Below are 16,758 nucleotides of genomic sequence, written 5' to 3' on the forward strand. Positions count from 1 at the left end.
GCCTCTTGCCTTTCCCTGACAGAAAAATCGGGGAGTGTGAGGGGTAAGGCGCAAGCCCCTAGCTTTAGATATGGGGTTAGCCTTACCCCTCACATAAACGAACTGAGCAACGCGAATCCTTTTGGGAAAAACTTTCAATTCAATCAGGAACTTTGGATGGATTTAAAATTGTAGTCTACAATAGAAAGCAGATCGAAAAAAAAAGGAGGTGATTAAAAGAGTGCTTGTAATGGAGTTCAAGGCCGTAACTAATAAAGCCCAAAAATTAGCGATAGACGAGGCGATCCGGACATCACGATTTGTCCGAAACAAAGTATTACGCTACTGGATGGACAATAAAGGAGTCGGCAAGAAAGAGCTTTACCGTTACAACACTGATTTAAGAGCTGAGTTCAAGTTTGTCGAGGATTTAAACAGTCATGCTTGTCAAGCGTCTGTTGAAAACGTAGAGCGAGCAATTCATAGCTTTTATGATAACTGTAAAAAGAAAATCCCTGGGAATAAAGGTTACCCTAGATTCAAGAAATCTTCTCGCTCGGTGGAATACAAGACTAGTGGATGGAAGTTATGTCCAGACAAAAAGTCAGTCAACTTTACCGACAAAAAAGGAATTGGGAAGCTCAAGCTCAAAGGAACATGGGACTTATGGCGTTTTGATGTAAAACTAATTAAAAGGGTTCGCATAGTAAGTCGGGCGGATGGATACTATGTTCAGTTCTGTGTAAAAGTAGATAATTCTGAAACTGTTGAGACAACAGGTAAGATTATTGGTCTAGACGTTGGACTAAAAGATTTCTATACTGATTCCAATGGATATCGGGAACCATCACCTCGGTTTTATCGAAAAGGCGAAAAGCGTCTAAAGTTCTATCAACGTCGGGTTTCTCGAAAAAAGAAAGGCTCTGCTAACCGAAAGAAAGCCATTAATAGGCTAGGCAGGACTCACCTTAAAGTAAGTAGGCAACGTCAAGAACATGCCAAGAGACTGGCACGTTGCGTAATCCGGTCTAACGATCTGGTCGCCTATGAAGATTTGAGGATTAAAAACTTAATTAAAAACCACTGTCTGGCCAAGTCTATTAATGATGCAGGTTGGTACCAGTTTCGTGAATGGTTGGAATATTTTGGTCAAAAGTTTGGCAGGATAACTGTTGCAGTGAATCCTGCCTACACAAGCCAAAACTGTTCCAACTGTGGTGAAGTAGTCAAAAAGTCATTATCAACTCGAACACACTCCTGCAAATGTGGGTGTCAGTTAGACCGCGACCACAACGCCGCCAAAAATATTCTCACAAAAGCCTTAAGTACGGTGGGGCACACCGGAACTATTTTAAACGCTTGGGGAGAGGATACCTCTACTCTTCTTGGTTCCGGCCTGGAAGAGCAAGTAACCTCGTTGAACCAAGAATCCCCCGATTTCTAATCGTGGGGAGTGTCAAAGAGTATGTTCACCTATCAAATCGAAATTATATATCATGGCCAATGATCAAAATTCTTCACCTATCTGACATCCACATGGGTAGTGGTTTCTCCCATGGACGAATAAACCCTGCTACTGGAATCAATACACGTTTAGAAGATTTTGTCAATACCCTAGCTAAATGTATTGACCGAGCCATTGCCGAACCTGTGGATTTAGTTCTTTTTGGCGGTGATGCCTTTCCCGATGCCACACCACCACCCTATGTTCAACAAGCCTTTGCTAATCAATTTCGCCGCTTAGTAGATGCAAACATTCCTACAGTTTTACTAGTAGGAAATCACGACCAACACTCCCAAGGACAGGGAGGTGCTAGCTTATGTATTTACCGCACCTTAGGCGTGCCTGGATTTTTAGTAGGGGATACCATCACCACTCATACGATTCAAACCGACAATGGTCCAGTACAGGTGATTACTCTACCGTGGCTAACCAACTCCACCCTTCTCAGTCGCCCAGACACCGAAGGTCTAACCCTAGCCGAGGTGAACCAACTCCTGATCTCACGGCTTGAGCCAATCTTAGAAGCAGAAATTCGTAAACTTGACCCAAACCTGCCAACGGTTTTGTTAGGTCATTTAATGGCAGACCAAGCTAGATTTGGTGCAGAGCGCTTCCTCGCAGTTGGTAAAGGCTTTACTATTCCGCTCTCGCTGCTGACTCGACCCTGCTTTGATTATGTAGCTTTAGGACACATCCACCAACACCAGAATCTCAACCACTCCAATGACCCCCCAGTCATTTACCCTGGCAGCATTGAACGGGTCGATTTCAGTGAAGAGAAGGAAGACAAAGGTTATGTCATGATTGAGCTGTCCAAAGGTCACGTTCAGTGGGAATTTTGTCCCTTGTCAGTGCGTCCCTTCCGTACCATTGAGGTCAATCTTGCTGAAGCAGATGATCCCCAAAGTACTTTACTAAACGCTATTGGTAACGAAACTATTAAAGACGCTATAGTCCGGCTGATTTACAAGCTACGTTCTGAGCAGCTCGACCTAATTGACAATACTGCCATACATGAATCCTTGAGGGCAGCTCACCACTATACCATTCGCCCAGAATTAGTCAGCCAGCTAGCCCGTCCCCGCTTGCCGGAACTGGGTATAGGTAACAGTATTGATCCCATGGATGCCTTATCCACATATCTAGAGAATCGGCAAGACCTCAGAGATATTGCTGCAGATATGCTAGAAGCTGCAGAATGCCTATTAGAGAAAAATCGGTAATTGGTAAGTAAGCATTCAGCAGTCAGCCGTCAGCCGTCAGCTTATGTTATTCAAAAGCACCGATCTAGTAGCGATGCAGCAAGGGAACAGGGGGTTTCCACGGGGCAAACAGCGGTGCGGACGCAGGTTCCGCACACAGACCCAAAACCACTCGCGCAATAATCAAGACAGCGTGGCCAAGAGCGTAGCGTGGCCTTTTGGCCAAGGCCAATGGCTGATAGCTGATGGCTGATAGCTGATGGCTGATAGCTGAATGCTTACGTAATTGGTAATTAGCTACTAGCAGGAAAACTGCCACCGATGAAGTGGATATCACTGAAGGTTTCGATCCACAGACGAGCCCCACAATCGAGTGGGTGATCTGGCTGATAGACAATCCGACATGGACCGAGGATTTCTACTTGGTTGCCGTATAGATTGTTACCGCTTCGTTTTACTGAAATCACTGGCTTCCGGTCTTTGGGACTTTTGTGCATATTCGAGCCAATGTGATTGCGGTTGACATTGATCTTAGCTAGAGCCGGAGGACGATTTTTAAGCCACTTACCCTTTGGGCCACGTCTGCCTTTGGTAATTTGAGGCAGATAGTTAAACAGGGGAATAATCCAGAATTTACCGCTTTTATAAGCACCTCTGACCCGGCCACAGCTTAGCAGTTGTCGCAATCGTCTAGATGAGATTCCTAACAGAGATGCCGCTTCAGTAGTACCAACGCACTTGTTCATCAGTTGACTGTCAAAACTCTTCCTATAAAACTAGTATAACAGAAAAATTTCTGAAACGTGGAATCATCGGGTGCTATTAATTAATGCATCAACCTTCAACCTCAGAAGATTCCCTGAATAACATTGAGTGTATTAGGGCTATCATTAGACAAATCAGGTCAGTTGGAATGATTGGTTGGGACTTCTGGAATAGCTAAAAATGGCAATCAGTGCTACTGTAGGATGCCATACTGTTGCGCTAGTTATCCTACATGGTTGAATCAATACCCAAGCAAAACTACCGTGAACATCCAGGGTCAGCCATCGTAGGCTTCACAGGTCAACAGTGTCAGCAACCGCTGCTTGACAAAACCTGAGTAGACATCTGTTCTAACTCCTGATTAACCTGATGGTTTGTGCAGCATAACTGGTAACGCTCCTAACACCTGATGCAATGACAGCACTGCCCATTCCCCACCAACCCTCAAGTTCAACGAATAGCACCAGCTCCTATGCTGCTGCTAAGCGAAACCCTGTGTCCACCCTCAAAGAACTGGTGGCACGTCTTTATCGAGAACAGCACAAAGTTCAAGATTTGTTAAGTTCCTTGGGGTTTGCCTTACGCAGCTTCAACAATCTCAATCAGTTTTTAGAGTTAATTCCTCTAATGGCAGCACGGGTCAGTGATGCCGATGGGGGAGCTTTAATCTTGTTCAATCGAGATGGTCAGGTACAACGCTCTGACCTACACTACCAGAACCCTCAGGTGGGTCAGACTATTCGTAAAGCGATAGAAAAGACCACCCGCCAAGTTACGAGTCCTAATGGCCAAGGGGGGAATTCTCAGCACACACCAAGCTCTTTGAAACTGGTTCAGGCATCCTTTGATAAACTCTTGAGGGATTATCTTGAACCCAATATCAAACTTTTTAGTCTTCCCATTCTGGTTAAAAATGCTGAACAAGGACATTTGTATATCTTTAGCCATGACCCACAATATAACTGGACACCGACACGACAGAAGTTGGTAAGGTTAGTGGCTGACCAAACTGCAGTAGCGATCGCTAATGATGAACTTAAAGTTGAGCTACGTCATAAAGAACGCTTAGATCGAGAGTTAGAAATTGGTGCCGATATCCAAATCCGCCTACTACCGCGCCAATGCCCTGAAATTGAAGGTGCGGAATTAGCGGCTTTCTGTAAAACCGCTAACCGTGTCGGAGGTGACTACTACGATTTCATTCCCACCAACTACGACCAGCTCGGACCCAAAAACTCCGGGGATGGTAACGTCACTGATGACCACAGCGCTTATTTACCTTGGAGCATTGTGATTGGTGATGTGATGGGCAAAGGGGTTCCGGCTGGGTTGATTATGACTATGACCAGGGGAATGCTGCGGGCAGAAGTACTAAACGGTCACTCCCCTGCACGCATTCTCGAACACTTGAACCGGGTTATGTATGCTGACTTGGAAAATTCCCATCGGTTCGTCACCCTATTTTATTCTGAGTACGACCCCAAAACCAAGATTTTGTCCTATAGTAATGCCGCTCACAATCCCCCCTTGTTGTGGCAGGCATCAACCCGTTCTATCAAACCCTTGGATACCGCAGGGATGCTGATTGGTTTAGAAGTTGATTCTCAATACGAAGACTCTCAAGTGCAGCTCGATTCAGGGGACACCATTATTTACTACACTGATGGGGTGACCGAGGCAGCCAATCTCAATGGCAATCGCTTTGATGAGGAAAATCTAACCCAAAGCTTCCAGTGGGCCTGTGAACATAGTTATAGTGCTCAGGAAATTTTAGATTACCTATTTGAGCAAGTTCAGCAGTTTACTGGTACAACAACTAACGGAGATGATATGACACTGGTCGTAATGCAGGTAAAATCAAGGCTTGACTAACAGATTTAACGTATAGGAAATCATAGCAATGGTGATTGTAGGCATACAAACAGTAATAGTTCCGTTCTTATGCATTAGCGATTGGACTGATGTCTTGGGATGGCTGAACTCTGAGTTACCCATCGATGGGCTAGTGTTGGCTCAAACTATTGAAGATCCAGATGTACTTGGTCAAATCAAGACGGCCTGGCAAAACTTTATTGATTCTGGTCAGGCTGCAGCGCTGGTGATTGGCTTAGTTGTTGGTTACTTATTCAGAAATCTAACTTCGTTTAACTAAGGGAGTTGCGTGTAAAAAAAATACCAATTAAAGTAGGGTGGGCAAAGTTATCTTATCTAGAAGACTCATTTGAACCAAAATGTTCTTGCCCACCCTACAAGCTAAGGGAGTTGCGTGTAAAAAAAATACCAATTAAAGTAGGGTGGGCAAAGTTATCTTATCTAAAAGACTCATTTGAACCAAAATGTTTTTGCCCACCCTACAAGGTAAATCTAACTTCCTTTAACTCGTCTTTTGTCCTTTATCTTGTTTCCAAAACTGTGACTGAGCAAAAAACCTGGAGTCAGCGATTTGAATCAGCGTTACATCCAGCAATTGCTTGCTTCAATGCCAGTATCGGCTTTGACATAGAACTGATTGAGTATGACATTACTGGTTCTGTAGCTCATGCCAAGATGCTTGCCCATACTGGCATTATTTCTGAGTCGGAAGCTCAGCAGCTGGTAGCTGGCTTAGAACAAATCCGCTCAGAATACCACCAAGGAAAATTTAACCCTGGTGTTGATGCGGAGGATGTACACTTAGCTGTAGAACGCCGCCTTACTGATATTGTGGGTGATGTGGGCAAGAAGCTACATACAGCGCGATCGCGTAATGACCAAGTTGGTACGGATACCCGACTCTACCTCCGGGACCAGATTGACCAGATTCGTAGCCAGTTACGTCACTTCCAAGAGGTCTTGCTCAATCTTGCCAAAGCTCATGTTGAAACCCTGATTCCTGGCTATACTCACCTGCAACGGGCTCAGCCAGTCAGTTTAGCCCATCACCTGTTAGCTTACGTTGAAATGCTAGACCGGGACTGGCAGCGTTTAGGGGAAATCCGACGGCGGGTGAATATCTCACCCCTGGGTTGTGGGGCATTAGCAGGGACTACCTTCCCGATTGACCGACATCATACCGCAGAAACCTTGCATTTTGAAGGAATTTATGGTAACAGCCTCGATGGAGTAAGCGATCGCGACTTTGCCATTGAATTCCTCTGTGCTGCCAGTTTGATCATGGTACATCTGAGCCGATTGTCAGAGGAAATCATTCTCTGGGCATCTCAGGAATTTGGCTTTGTTACTCTCAAGGATAGTTGTGCTACTGGTTCGAGCATCATGCCCCAAAAGAAAAATCCTGATGTTCCCGAACTGGTACGAGGGAAGACTGGTCGTGTCTTTGGTCATCTACAAGGGTTGTTAGTTTTGATGAAAGGGCTACCTTTGGCTTACAACAAAGACCTGCAAGAAGACAAAGAAGCACTGTTTGATAGCGTTAACACTATCAAAGCCTGTCTCGAAGCCATGACCATTCTCTGGCAAGAAGGGTTAGAATTTCGTACCGAACGTTTAGCATCAGCAGTTACTGAAGATTTCTCTAACGCTACCGATGTCGCTGACTATTTAGCCTCAAAAGGGGTTCCGTTTCGGGAAGCCTACAATCTGGTGGGTAAGGTGGTCAGAAGTTGTTTGGCATCCGGGAAGTTACTGAAGGATTTGAGCCTCGAACAGTGGCAAGAGTTGCATCCAGCCTTTGCAGAGGATATTTATCAAGCCATTGCCCCGACTCAAGTCGTCGCTCGTCGGAATAGTTATGGTGGCACTGGTTTTGACCAGGTTAGGCGAGGGATTCAGGATGCATGCGATCGCCTAATTTCCAATAATCATGATTGATATGTAATTTATCTCTAATCTTAGATCTTGTCGATCTTGCACCAGTACAAAAATATTTAATAATAGGGAACTTCGGAGTGGGAAACTTCGGATCAGAAGTAAGGATTTTTAGTTAGTTTTTGGATTAAAAGATACTTTGACTTTTGTTTATTCCAATCACATAACCGATACTTTTTAGCTACCAAAGTCTACCAATATAAACTTTAGCCCGCCAATGCAAGATGCTTTCACATCCAGGGGGTATCTCCGCTCTGACGGAATATCCCGCGAGCGCCATAAAAATGTCAACAAATTTGGTTCCACCGGGATTACAGCGCAACTATTAAACCCTTGGTTTTCGGCTTTAATTTAAGTTACATAATAATCCCTGTCGGTGTTACCCTAATTTAATTCTAACAAATAATAAGAGTTTTTGGTAGACTCTGCGACATTTTCTCTAGCTGTTTACTAACCTTGACTTATTCTGATTCGAAGCTCCTGACTCGATACTCCTAAATTTTCTAAATCGACTTCCTACATCGACAGTCGTTAATCAACTCGGGTAGCTACCTCATCGGATGTGAGGAGTCAGCTGGTAACTGACTCATTACATCGCACCAGTACCACCTTGGTAATTATCCTCGTTAGTTTCTGCCGTTGTTTCCTCCGACTTAGGAGGTTTGCTACCGTACCGTCTATTTTTGGAAAAACGGCCCGTATTACGCTTGGATTTCCGAAACTTACGGGCGTAAGCTTGATTCCGCTGCGCCTTTTCCTTTTTTAGATTGCGGCGCTTTGCCATGTCTACCTCATTGATAAAAAAACAAAAACACTATCAAAGCCAAGTCTTACAATAAATTCAGCTTGGTTTATTTAAGTTACCCATGTGACCCAAGGGAAAGTCAAATATTTATTTGACCACACCAGACTTCTTGATTGTCCTCGAAGCCTAGTGTTTCTAGAACCCACTGCGACTACGATTTCCGCGATTGTTGTCGTTGTCGTTAGTCTTTGGTCTAGCTTTACGGACGCGCATATAACGTCCCATCCATTGTGCACCATCTAGCTCAGCAATAGCCGAATCTTCCTCATCCGGTGTCCCCATATCAACAAAAGCGAATCCACGCCCTTGACCTGTTTCCCTATCTGTAGGAACTACTACTTTTGATACTGTACCATAATCTTCAAATACTTCCTGTAAGTTTTGAGAGGTAACCTGATAATCTAGGTTGCCAATGTATATAGTCATTGAGAGTTGTCCATCTGATCGAAAATGTTCAGTTGACATCCTCACCGCCTGCTGAAGTGCGGTGATTCCTAAACCTCACGATTTAGGTTTCTGCTTCATCGCAACTGCCTCCACTCTCAGGCGCGACCCGTGGCGAATTTAATTCGCCTAGGTCAAGCGCACCTAAAGGAGTTTTATGGTCTTAGGTTCGCTCGACAGACTATCCCCGCAAGTCCTGCGGTTCTTATGCGTCGAAATCTCAAACAGGAGAAATCTTGATGTACTTTGTTGATTCAAGGGTTGAACTACCATTGCCCTGTCCTCTTTTCCCGGTCTACCGATTTTTCTGCGCCGCCAGGTTACTGGACTTCGCTCGTGTAGGCTGTCTGATCCATCGTCTCGGGTGGGTCGTTGACCATTTCGATTATACCATGTTTTGCCGTCCTAGAAGGACGGGGTTTCAAACCCATTTTTTTGATGAAGGTCGGTAAGAGGCGAAGCACTGGTGACTATCTACCCAGGTTATGACAGCGATGGAGCTTGGTCTTGGGGAGCCAGGGCGGCCAAAGGAGGCCACCCCATGAGCGCTTTGCATCAAGACAGAGATTTAAGCAGAAGTGATTCGCCCGTGAACCGGTTAGGTATTCCTTAGGCTCCTAGCTGTTAACTACTCAGACGTTCAACGTTGAATTGCATCACAATGGACTTTTCAATCACTGACGTTACCGAACTTGCATCCATAATGTCTATCATAGCAGTCAGTAAAAGCAACACACACACTCAACAGCCCTATCATCACATGAGAAGATTATGGCAATTTGTCCAAACAGTTCTCGGGATTATATTTCGACATCCTATTACCGGTACGAGCATCATTCCACTCTTGCCGGATGGGCGAATTGTGCTAGTTCGACGTCGTGACAATGGTAAGTGGGCTCTACCAGGAGGGATGGTTAACTGGGGTCAAGATATTCCAACGACTATCGAACGGGAATTATTTGAGGAAACCGGACTTGAGTTGCTCAAGATTCGCCAGTTAGTTGGGGTTTACTCAGCACCAGGAAGAGATCCCAGAGTCCATTCTATCTGTATTCTGGTAGAAGCTGATGTCAAGGGAACTATGGAGGTACAGGACGTATTGGAAATTAGTGAAGTCAAGGCGTTTGATCCCGAAGCTATCCCTAAGGGAAACCTCAGCCATGACCATGACCGTCAGTTACAGGACTATTTTGAGGGTAATATCACCGTTGCCTAGTCCATTCGTGCAGCCTACACAGATGATTGACTTGCCCGTGTAGATCAATCTGGTTAGTCACTGAGAAACCAGATGACAGGGTGCTTTGGAACACAACGCAAGTTGATCTGATCAAAAGTCACCGCAGCAACTAACTACCAACCACTGACAACATTCCCCAAAAGCTTAAGAAAGGATCAACAATAATCTGAGCCGCTATTTCAGGAAATTGGGATTGGAGATAAGTAACTAACTGCTCAGAGTCGCCGCCAGTCAGAGCAATCGGACTGTTGGGAAACTCGCTTTGCCAATCCTCAATAAAATCCCGGATACTAGCCAATACTGTATAGACAACACCACTTGCCATTGCCTCTGATGTCTCCAGTGACCAACGCTTTGGTAACTGAGCTGGTAGTTCAATCGCAGGTAATGCTCCAGTTTTTTGTGCTAGAGACTGTAACTGTAATCCCAATCCTGGCAAGATCGCCCCTCCGATTAGCTGTAGGTTTTGGTTAGCCCCAGTAAAGGTTAGAGCAGTACCAGCATCAATAACCAAAACTGGATAACTATACCTGTGACCAGCACCAAATAAGGCCAAGGCGCGGTCAATGCCTAGGGTGGGATATAGTCCGGAAAGGGGTAAATCCTCAAGGGTCAATATTGTAGTATCGGAATAGTTTTGCCAGAGTGCTGTTTGGGCAGGTACTACTGAAGCAATATAAAGCGGTAATGGCTTGGATGGGTCTTTACCCTGAGCTTTTAACTGGGGTGGTAAAATTTCCGCTGACATTACACTACAAGTCCAGTCCTTGATTAACTGCTCTACAGCTGCTGGGGTTAGATGGTTGGTATCCCAGGCTTTTTTCAGGGTGTTATCCACAAACCAAGCCCAATGTAGCCGGGAATTGCCAATCACTAATCCTAAAAAGCTGTTTGCCTTAGTTATCATATAGCAGTTATCAATTCGGTGAGGTACTTTCGTTCTGGGTTAATGGCAGTCGGGAGTCGGGAGTCGGGAGTCGGGAGTCGGGAGTCGGGATTAGGGAGTCGGGAGTCGGGAGTCGGGGAAATAATTTTGCCTTTTGCCTTTTGCCTTTTGCCTCTTGCCTCTTGCCTCTTGCCTCTTGCCTTTTACCTTTTGCCTTTTGCCTCTTGCCTCTTGCCTCTTGCCTTTTGCCTCTTGCCTTTTACCTTTTGCCTCTTGCCTATTGCCTCTTGCCTCTTGCCTCTTGCCTCTTGCCTAATCGATTCTAGATTGCTGTTTTTGGGAAGACTAGTCACAGTGGGAAAAAATCCCTGTTCCGGAAGAGAAATCATCTCAAACTTCTCATCCGGTACCTGAACCTGTGATGAAGAGTAGATGACTATGAGCAGTACTATGGTGAGACTGACTGGCTATCAAATGACCGAGATTATCTATTCCGGTTCTAGAACCTTAGTGTATCAAGGAATTCGTGAGTCAGACCAAAAACCAGTTGTGATCAAACTGCTTAAGAGTGAATATCCCAGCTTTGGTGAACTGGTGCAGTTTCGTAATCAATATACTATTGCCAAAAACCTTGATCTACCTGGCATCGTCAAACCCTACAGTTTAAAACACTACCGCAATGGCTATGGTTTGGTGATGGAGGATTTTGGTGGTATTTCCCTCAAAACTTATTGCTCTAATCTAGAAAGCTTAAAATTAACCTCTCTAACGGAATTTTTCGACATTGCTCTTCAAATTGCATCCATCCTGGATGGACTCTATCGCAACCGAGTCATTCACAAAGATATTAAACCTGCCAACATCCTGATTAACCCGGATACTAAACAAGTCGAACTGATTGATTTTAGTATTGCTTCTCTACTGCCAAGGGAAACTCAGGTGCTTCAAAGTCCCAATGTCCTGGAAGGAACTCTAGCTTACTTGTCTCCGGAACAAACTGGACGGATGAATCGGGGCATTGACTACCGCAGCGACTTCTATTCTTTGGGAGTCACTTTCTACGAACTCCTGACCGGACAGTTACCTTTCACTAGTACAGACCCCATGGAGTTGGTTCACTGCCATATTGCCAAGCAGCCACCTTCAGTCCATAGTATTAATCCTGATATTCCCATCATTGTCTCGGACATGATTAGCAAACTGATGGCGAAAAATGCTGAAGACCGCTATCAAAGTGCTTTGGGATTGAAGTATGACCTGGAGACTTGCTTATCCCAATGGCAGGAAACTGGTCGGGTTGAACCCTTTAAGTTAGGCACCCAGGATATTTGCGATCGCTTCGTGATTCCCGAGAAACTTTATGGTCGCGCCAGGGAAGTTGAGACCTTACTAGGGGCTTTTGACCGGGTTGCTGGCAAGACAATAGCTCAAGAGGATTCCTCCCGAGGCAGGAGCGAAATGATGTTAGTAGCAGGGTTTTCCGGGATTGGGAAAACTGCTGTGGTCAATGAAGTCCACAAGCCGATTGTCCGACAAAGGGGTTACTTCATCAAAGGGAAATTCGACCAATTTATGCGCAATATTCCCTTTTCTGCATTTGTCCAAGCTTTCCGGAACTTGATGGGACAACTGCTTACGGAAAGGGATGCACAATTACAACACTGGAAAATCAAAATTCTGTTAGCACTAGGAGAAAACGGTCAAGTCATCATTGACGTTATCCCTGAATTAGAACAAATCATTGGCAAACAGTCTCCTGTGCCAGAACTATCAGCTGGTGCAGCACAAAATCGTTTTAATCGACTGTTCCAGAAATTCATCCAAGTCTTCACTACTGCTGAGCATCCCTTAGTTATTTTCCTAGATGACTTGCAATGGGTGGATTCAGCATCTTTGAAGTTGATGCAGTTGTTGATGAGCGAAACTGATACTCGTTATTTGCTGCTGATTGGAGCCTATCGGGATAATGAAGTCTCTCCAACCCATCCGTTAATGTTAACGTTGGATGAGATTAGCAAAACTGAGGTAAAAGTTAATAGTATCACTCTAGCCCCTCTAAAACACTCTGATTTAAATCATCTGATTGCTGATACCCTCAGTTGTTCAGAAGAACTAGCACAACCTCTGACAGAATTGGTATTTCGGAAAACTAAAGGTAATCCTTTCTTTGCCACTCAATTCCTTAAATCCCTCCATGCCGACAATCTGATTAGGTTTAATTTTGAGGTAGGTCATTGGGAGTGTGACATTGCTCAAGTAAGAACCCTGGCTCTGAGTGATGATGTCGTGGAATTTATGGCGCTACAGTTGAGTAAGTTGCCACCAGCGACTCAGTCAGTACTTAAACTGGCTGCTTGTATTGGCAACCAATTTGATCTAGCCACCCTAGCCATTGTCTATGAAAAATCCCAAACTGAAACAGCGGCTGATCTTTGGAAAGCCTTACAAGAAGGATTACTATTACCCCAAAGCGAGATTTACAAGTTTTTCCAGACTACCGATGAATCTCAACAGAGCATTGATCAAAGCTATCCCCCATCACGAATTTCCCATCACGACTCCCCCATTTACAAATTCCTCCATGACCGGGTACAGCAAGCAGCCTATTGTCTGATTGATCAAGACCATAAGCAACAAACTCACCTAAAAATTGGCCAACTGCTGTTAAGCAATACTTCTGAACCAGAACGGGAAGAGAAGATATTTGATATTGTCAATCAGCTTAATATCGGTGCTGACCTAATTACCAATCCGTCTCAGAGAGAACAACTAGCAGGATTAAATCTATTAGCTGGTAAAAAAGCCAAATCAGCGACGGCTTATGAACCGGCTCTTCGGTATTTTAATTCCGGTCTGAAACTCCTAGCTCCAGATAGTTGGGAGAGTAACTATGAGTTGAGCCTAGCTCTCTCCATAGCGGCGGTTGAAGCGGAATACTTAACGGTTAATTTAGAGCGAGCCAAACACTTATCAAAGATAGTTCTAAAACAAGCCAAGACCTTTTTAGATAAAATCAAAGTCTATGAGCTGCAAATCTTGTTTTATATTAGTCAAAATAAGATGAATGAAGCGATAGACTTAGGCATCAATGTTTTGAAAATGCTAGGGATAGCTATTCCCACGGAAGCCCAAGAAATTAATACTGAAGTTGAGAAACTACGGGAAGAGTTACAGTTAGAGGTTGAGGAAATTGCTAATTTAGCTAACTTGCCAGACATTACTGACCCTTATCAACTAGCTGCTATCCGGATTTTGACCAATGCTAGTTCTGCGTCCTATATTGCTAATCCAGTCCTGTGGCCGTTAATTATTCTGACTACAGTCAAGCTTTGTATTAAATACGGTCATTCCTCCTGGGCAGCTTCAGCCTATAGTTGGTATGGTGCGCTCCTTTGTGGTGCTTACTTAGATATTGATCGGGGCTATGAGTTTGGTCGCTTATCAATTCAGCTCCTAGAGCAATATAATGCTTTGGAGCTTACCGCTAAAGTGGGCAATATGTTTAACGTCTTTGTTAGACCTTGGAAAGAGCATATCCGAGAAACAAATACTTCATTAATAGCAGCCATTCAAAGTGGATTTGACAACGGCGATATCGAGTATGCCTTCTATGGTGCTGTTCACTATTGTAACTATCATTTTTTTGCTGGGACTAATCTGGAATATGTACAACAGATACAGGGGAAATATTTTGAAGCGATCGCTAAAGCTAAGTTTGACTTCCACGAAAGCTTTATCCGAATTGGTCAACAAACCGTTGCTAATCTACTAGGTGAAGTAGCCAATCCCCGTTATTTGGTTGGTGACTATCTCGATGAATCTACTATTTTACCAAATTGGATCGACCATAATATTGTATTTCTCGTGCTTTGTGCCTATGGGGCAAAAACCATGCTACTGTACTTATTTAAAGAGTACACAGAAGCCGTAGAAGCTGGAGCAATTGGCAAGCACTATGAACAAGCAGCAGCTGGAACACTATATGTTTCCGAGCATAGTTTCTATTACTCATTAGCACTGTTAGCCAACTGTGATCAGGTAGACTCCCAGGAAAAGCAACAGGCTCTAGAGACAGTAGCCGCAAATCAAGAGCGATTACGGTTGTGGGCAAAACATGCTCCAGTCAATTATCAACACCAATATGATCTGGTAGAAGCTGAGAGGGCAAGAGTTGAGGGAAATGTGCTGTGGGCGATGGAAGGTTATGAGCGGGCAATTACCGGAGCGATGGATACGGGATATCTTCAGGTGGAAGCCTTAGCTAATGAATTAGCAGCAGAATTTTTCCTCGATTGGGATAAAAAAACCATTGCTCAAGCTTACCTTACCAATGCCTATTATGCATACGCTCGCTGGGGTGCATTAGCTAAAGTTGAGGATTTGGAAAAACGCTATACTGACTTACTTGCTCCAATCCTGGTGGAATCAAAAATTGGCTTCAATCCTAGCAATACTGTAAACCAAACTGTGACATCCAGCAGCACCAAAATTTCTGAAGCATTGGATTTGGCAAGTGTGATCAAAGCGTCTCAAGTCCTTTCTAGTGAAATTCACCTTGAGCAGTTACTCTCTACTCTCATGGAAGTTGTGATTGAGAATGCGGGAGCAGAAAAATGTGTTCTGATTTTACCAAAAGCTGGAAAATGGGTGATTGAAGCTCAAGGTTCAATGGATCAAGTCCTAAAGCCAAGACTTCTTTCAGAAAAGGGAACAGCGGATCTGGGAACAGGGAACAGTGGACAAGAATTGACGCAAACAGAATCAGAAAACTACTTTGGTAAGAGGTCTCCAGATTTAGCAAGTAAAGGAATTAACGACACCAAGCACTTAGAGACAAAACCTGTCCTGTCAGTACTACAATCGATTCCTATCGAAGAAAGTAATACTATTCCGATCAGCGTCATTAATGCTGTTTTCCACAAATCTCAAGCTTTGGTATTTGATAACGCTAGTGAAGAAACCACCTTAGCTGCTGACCCCTATATTATTCAGCAACAACCAAAAAGTGCTTTGTGTACTCCTATCCTTACTCAAGGTAAACTGATTGGTATTCTATATCTCGAAAACAATCAATGCACTGCAGCATTTACTAGTGACAGACTGGAAGTCCTTAAACTTTTGTGTTCTCAAGCTGCTATCTCCTTGGAAAATGCTCAACTTTACAGCAATTTAGAGCAAGCCAAAAGCCAACTAGAAGATTATTCCCATAACCTAGAAGAAAAGGTAGCTGAACGCACCCAAGAACTCTCTCAAACTCTCGACGACCTTACGGCTACTCAGAAAAAGCTAGTGGAATCGGAAAAAATGGCTGCTTTGGGTGGTCTGGTGGCGGGAGTCGCCCACGAAATCAATACTCCTGTTGGTACTAGTATTACTGCTGCTTCCATTTTAGCTGATGAAACTCAAGGATTTTGTAAGGTTTTAAAAAACGGAAAATTAAAGCGGTCGGTGCTACAAAATTATCTAGACACCGTCCAAGAATCCAGTGAACTAATTCTGAGTAACTTACAACGAGCTGGGGAGTTGGTGCAAAGTTTTAAACAAGTTGCAGTTGACCAAGCTCATCTAGATAAGCGCACCTTGAATGTTAAAGAATATCTAGAGGAGGTCTTAATCAGCTTAGAGCCTCAACTCAAACAAGCCTCCCACACATTAACCATAGAAGGGGATGAAACAGTTACCATAGAAACCTATCCCGGCGCTATCTCACAAGTTATTACGAATTTAGTCATGAACTCTATTAGCCATGGTTATCAGCCAAAACAAAATGGACAGTTACATCTTCAGGTTGACAGAGTTGAAGAAGAATTAATGATTACCTATCATGATGATGGCTGTGGGATTGCTCAGGAGCATTTAGGACAAATTTTTGAACCTTTCTTTACTACTGCTAGAGCCAGAGGTGGCAGTGGTCTAGGACTGCATATTGTCTATAACTTAGTGACTCAGAAGCTACTGGGGCAGATTGAGGTTAACTCTCAAATTGGTAAGGGTACTGAGTTTATTATTACTCTACCGATAGGTTAAATGAAGAATTGAGAATGTAGAATTAAGAATGTAGAATTAAGAATGTAGAATTGAGAATGTAGAATTAAGAATGTAGAATTGAGAATGTAGAATTGAGAATGT

Annotated in this window: 13 protein-coding genes; 8 read left to right on the forward strand and 5 right to left on the reverse strand. The window is 43.9% G+C overall.

Annotated elements, in window-relative coordinates; genetic code table 11:
• Positions 1-220 precede the first annotated feature (220 nt).
• A complete protein-coding gene (locus tag F6J90_RS42585) occupies positions 221-1,423 on the forward strand; it encodes a transposase (RefSeq protein WP_293108862.1) in 1,203 nt (400 codons plus the stop codon).
• Positions 1,424-1,482: 59 nt separating this feature from the next.
• Positions 1,483-2,706, forward strand: a complete 1,224-nt coding sequence (gene sbcD, locus F6J90_RS42590; protein WP_293108758.1) for an exonuclease subunit SbcD — start codon at positions 1,483-1,485, stop codon at positions 2,704-2,706.
• 64 nt (positions 2,707-2,770) lie between these two features.
• Here sbcD and F6J90_RS42595 read toward each other — a convergent pair whose 3' ends face one another.
• Positions 2,771-3,004, reverse strand: coding sequence for a hypothetical protein (locus F6J90_RS42595; RefSeq protein WP_293108761.1), 234 nt, complete (start codon positions 3,002-3,004; stop codon positions 2,771-2,773).
• Positions 2,979-3,431 (reverse strand): DNA-binding protein, encoded by a 453-nt coding sequence (locus F6J90_RS42600; protein WP_293108764.1) that lies wholly within the window; start codon positions 3,429-3,431, stop codon positions 2,979-2,981. Before F6J90_RS42600 ends, F6J90_RS42595 begins: the two co-directional genes overlap by 26 nt.
• Positions 3,432-3,864: 433 nt before the next feature.
• Here F6J90_RS42600 and F6J90_RS42605 point away from each other — a divergent pair, with 433 nt between their 5' ends.
• From F6J90_RS42605 to argH, 3 genes are all read left to right on the forward strand, one after another.
• Positions 3,865-5,322, forward strand: a complete 1,458-nt coding sequence (locus F6J90_RS42605; RefSeq protein WP_293108767.1) for a PP2C family protein-serine/threonine phosphatase — start codon at positions 3,865-3,867, stop codon at positions 5,320-5,322.
• A 28-nt stretch (positions 5,323-5,350) separates the two neighbouring features.
• Positions 5,351-5,602, forward strand: coding sequence for a hypothetical protein (locus tag F6J90_RS42610; protein ID WP_293108770.1), 252 nt, complete (start codon positions 5,351-5,353; stop codon positions 5,600-5,602).
• A gap of 260 nt (positions 5,603-5,862) precedes the next feature.
• Complete coding sequence (gene argH, locus F6J90_RS42615) at positions 5,863-7,260, forward strand: argininosuccinate lyase (protein ID WP_293108865.1); 1,398 nt, start codon at positions 5,863-5,865, stop codon at positions 7,258-7,260.
• A 586-nt stretch (positions 7,261-7,846) separates the two neighbouring features.
• Here the strand turns inward: argH and F6J90_RS42620 are convergent.
• Together F6J90_RS42620 and F6J90_RS42625 are read right to left on the reverse strand one after the other, a co-directional pair.
• Positions 7,847-8,041, reverse strand: a complete 195-nt coding sequence (locus F6J90_RS42620) for a hypothetical protein (protein ID WP_293108773.1) — start codon at positions 8,039-8,041, stop codon at positions 7,847-7,849.
• Positions 8,042-8,197: 156 nt separating this feature from the next.
• On the reverse strand, positions 8,198-8,488 hold the full coding sequence (locus F6J90_RS42625) for an RNA-binding protein (protein WP_293108868.1): 291 nt from the start codon (positions 8,486-8,488) through the stop codon (positions 8,198-8,200).
• Positions 8,489-9,266: 778 nt separating this feature from the next.
• Between F6J90_RS42625 and F6J90_RS42630 the strand changes: the two genes are divergently transcribed.
• The gene (locus F6J90_RS42630; RefSeq protein WP_293108776.1) at positions 9,267-9,722 is read left to right on the forward strand and encodes an NUDIX hydrolase; all 456 of its coding nucleotides are present in this window, start codon (positions 9,267-9,269) and stop codon (positions 9,720-9,722) included.
• A gap of 130 nt (positions 9,723-9,852) precedes the next feature.
• Here the strand turns inward: F6J90_RS42630 and F6J90_RS42635 are convergent, their stop codons facing one another.
• A complete protein-coding gene (locus tag F6J90_RS42635; protein ID WP_293108779.1) occupies positions 9,853-10,650 on the reverse strand; it encodes a pantothenate kinase in 798 nt (265 codons plus the stop codon).
• 18 nt (positions 10,651-10,668) lie between these two features.
• Between F6J90_RS42635 and F6J90_RS42640 the strand changes: the two genes are divergently transcribed.
• Both F6J90_RS42640 and F6J90_RS42645 read left to right on the forward strand, forming a co-directional pair.
• Positions 10,669-11,043 carry a hypothetical protein gene (locus F6J90_RS42640; RefSeq protein WP_293108781.1) on the forward strand — a complete coding sequence of 125 codons (375 nt, stop codon included), beginning with the start codon at positions 10,669-10,671 and terminating at the stop codon, positions 11,041-11,043.
• Between the two features lie 36 nt (positions 11,044-11,079).
• A complete protein-coding gene (locus tag F6J90_RS42645; protein ID WP_293108784.1) occupies positions 11,080-16,656 on the forward strand; it encodes an ATP-binding sensor histidine kinase in 5,577 nt (1,858 codons plus the stop codon).
• Positions 16,657-16,758 lie beyond the last annotated feature (102 nt).

This window comes from Moorena sp. SIOASIH (assembly GCF_010671925.1).
In the GTDB taxonomy this organism is placed as follows: Bacteria; Cyanobacteriota; Cyanobacteriia; order Cyanobacteriales; family Coleofasciculaceae; genus Moorena.

What these genes read in the sequence shown, in the direction of transcription:
- F6J90_RS42645 (WP_293108784.1), top strand. Translation starts at nt 11,080, where the DNA reads ATGGTGAGACTGACTGGCTATCAAATGACCGAGATTATCTATTCCGGT.
- F6J90_RS42600 (WP_293108764.1), bottom strand. Translation starts at nt 3,431, where the DNA reads ATGAACAAGTGCGTTGGTACTACTGAAGCGGCATCTCTGTTAGGAATC.
- F6J90_RS42605 (WP_293108767.1), top strand. Translation starts at nt 3,865, where the DNA reads ATGACAGCACTGCCCATTCCCCACCAACCCTCAAGTTCAACGAATAGC.
- F6J90_RS42610 (WP_293108770.1), top strand. Translation starts at nt 5,351, where the DNA reads ATGGTGATTGTAGGCATACAAACAGTAATAGTTCCGTTCTTATGCATT.
- F6J90_RS42635 (WP_293108779.1), bottom strand. Translation starts at nt 10,650, where the DNA reads ATGATAACTAAGGCAAACAGCTTTTTAGGATTAGTGATTGGCAATTCC.
- F6J90_RS42620 (WP_293108773.1), bottom strand. Translation starts at nt 8,041, where the DNA reads ATGGCAAAGCGCCGCAATCTAAAAAAGGAAAAGGCGCAGCGGAATCAA.
- sbcD (WP_293108758.1), top strand. Translation starts at nt 1,483, where the DNA reads ATGATCAAAATTCTTCACCTATCTGACATCCACATGGGTAGTGGTTTC.
- F6J90_RS42625 (WP_293108868.1), bottom strand. Translation starts at nt 8,488, where the DNA reads ATGACTATATACATTGGCAACCTAGATTATCAGGTTACCTCTCAAAAC.
- F6J90_RS42630 (WP_293108776.1), top strand. Translation starts at nt 9,267, where the DNA reads ATGAGAAGATTATGGCAATTTGTCCAAACAGTTCTCGGGATTATATTT.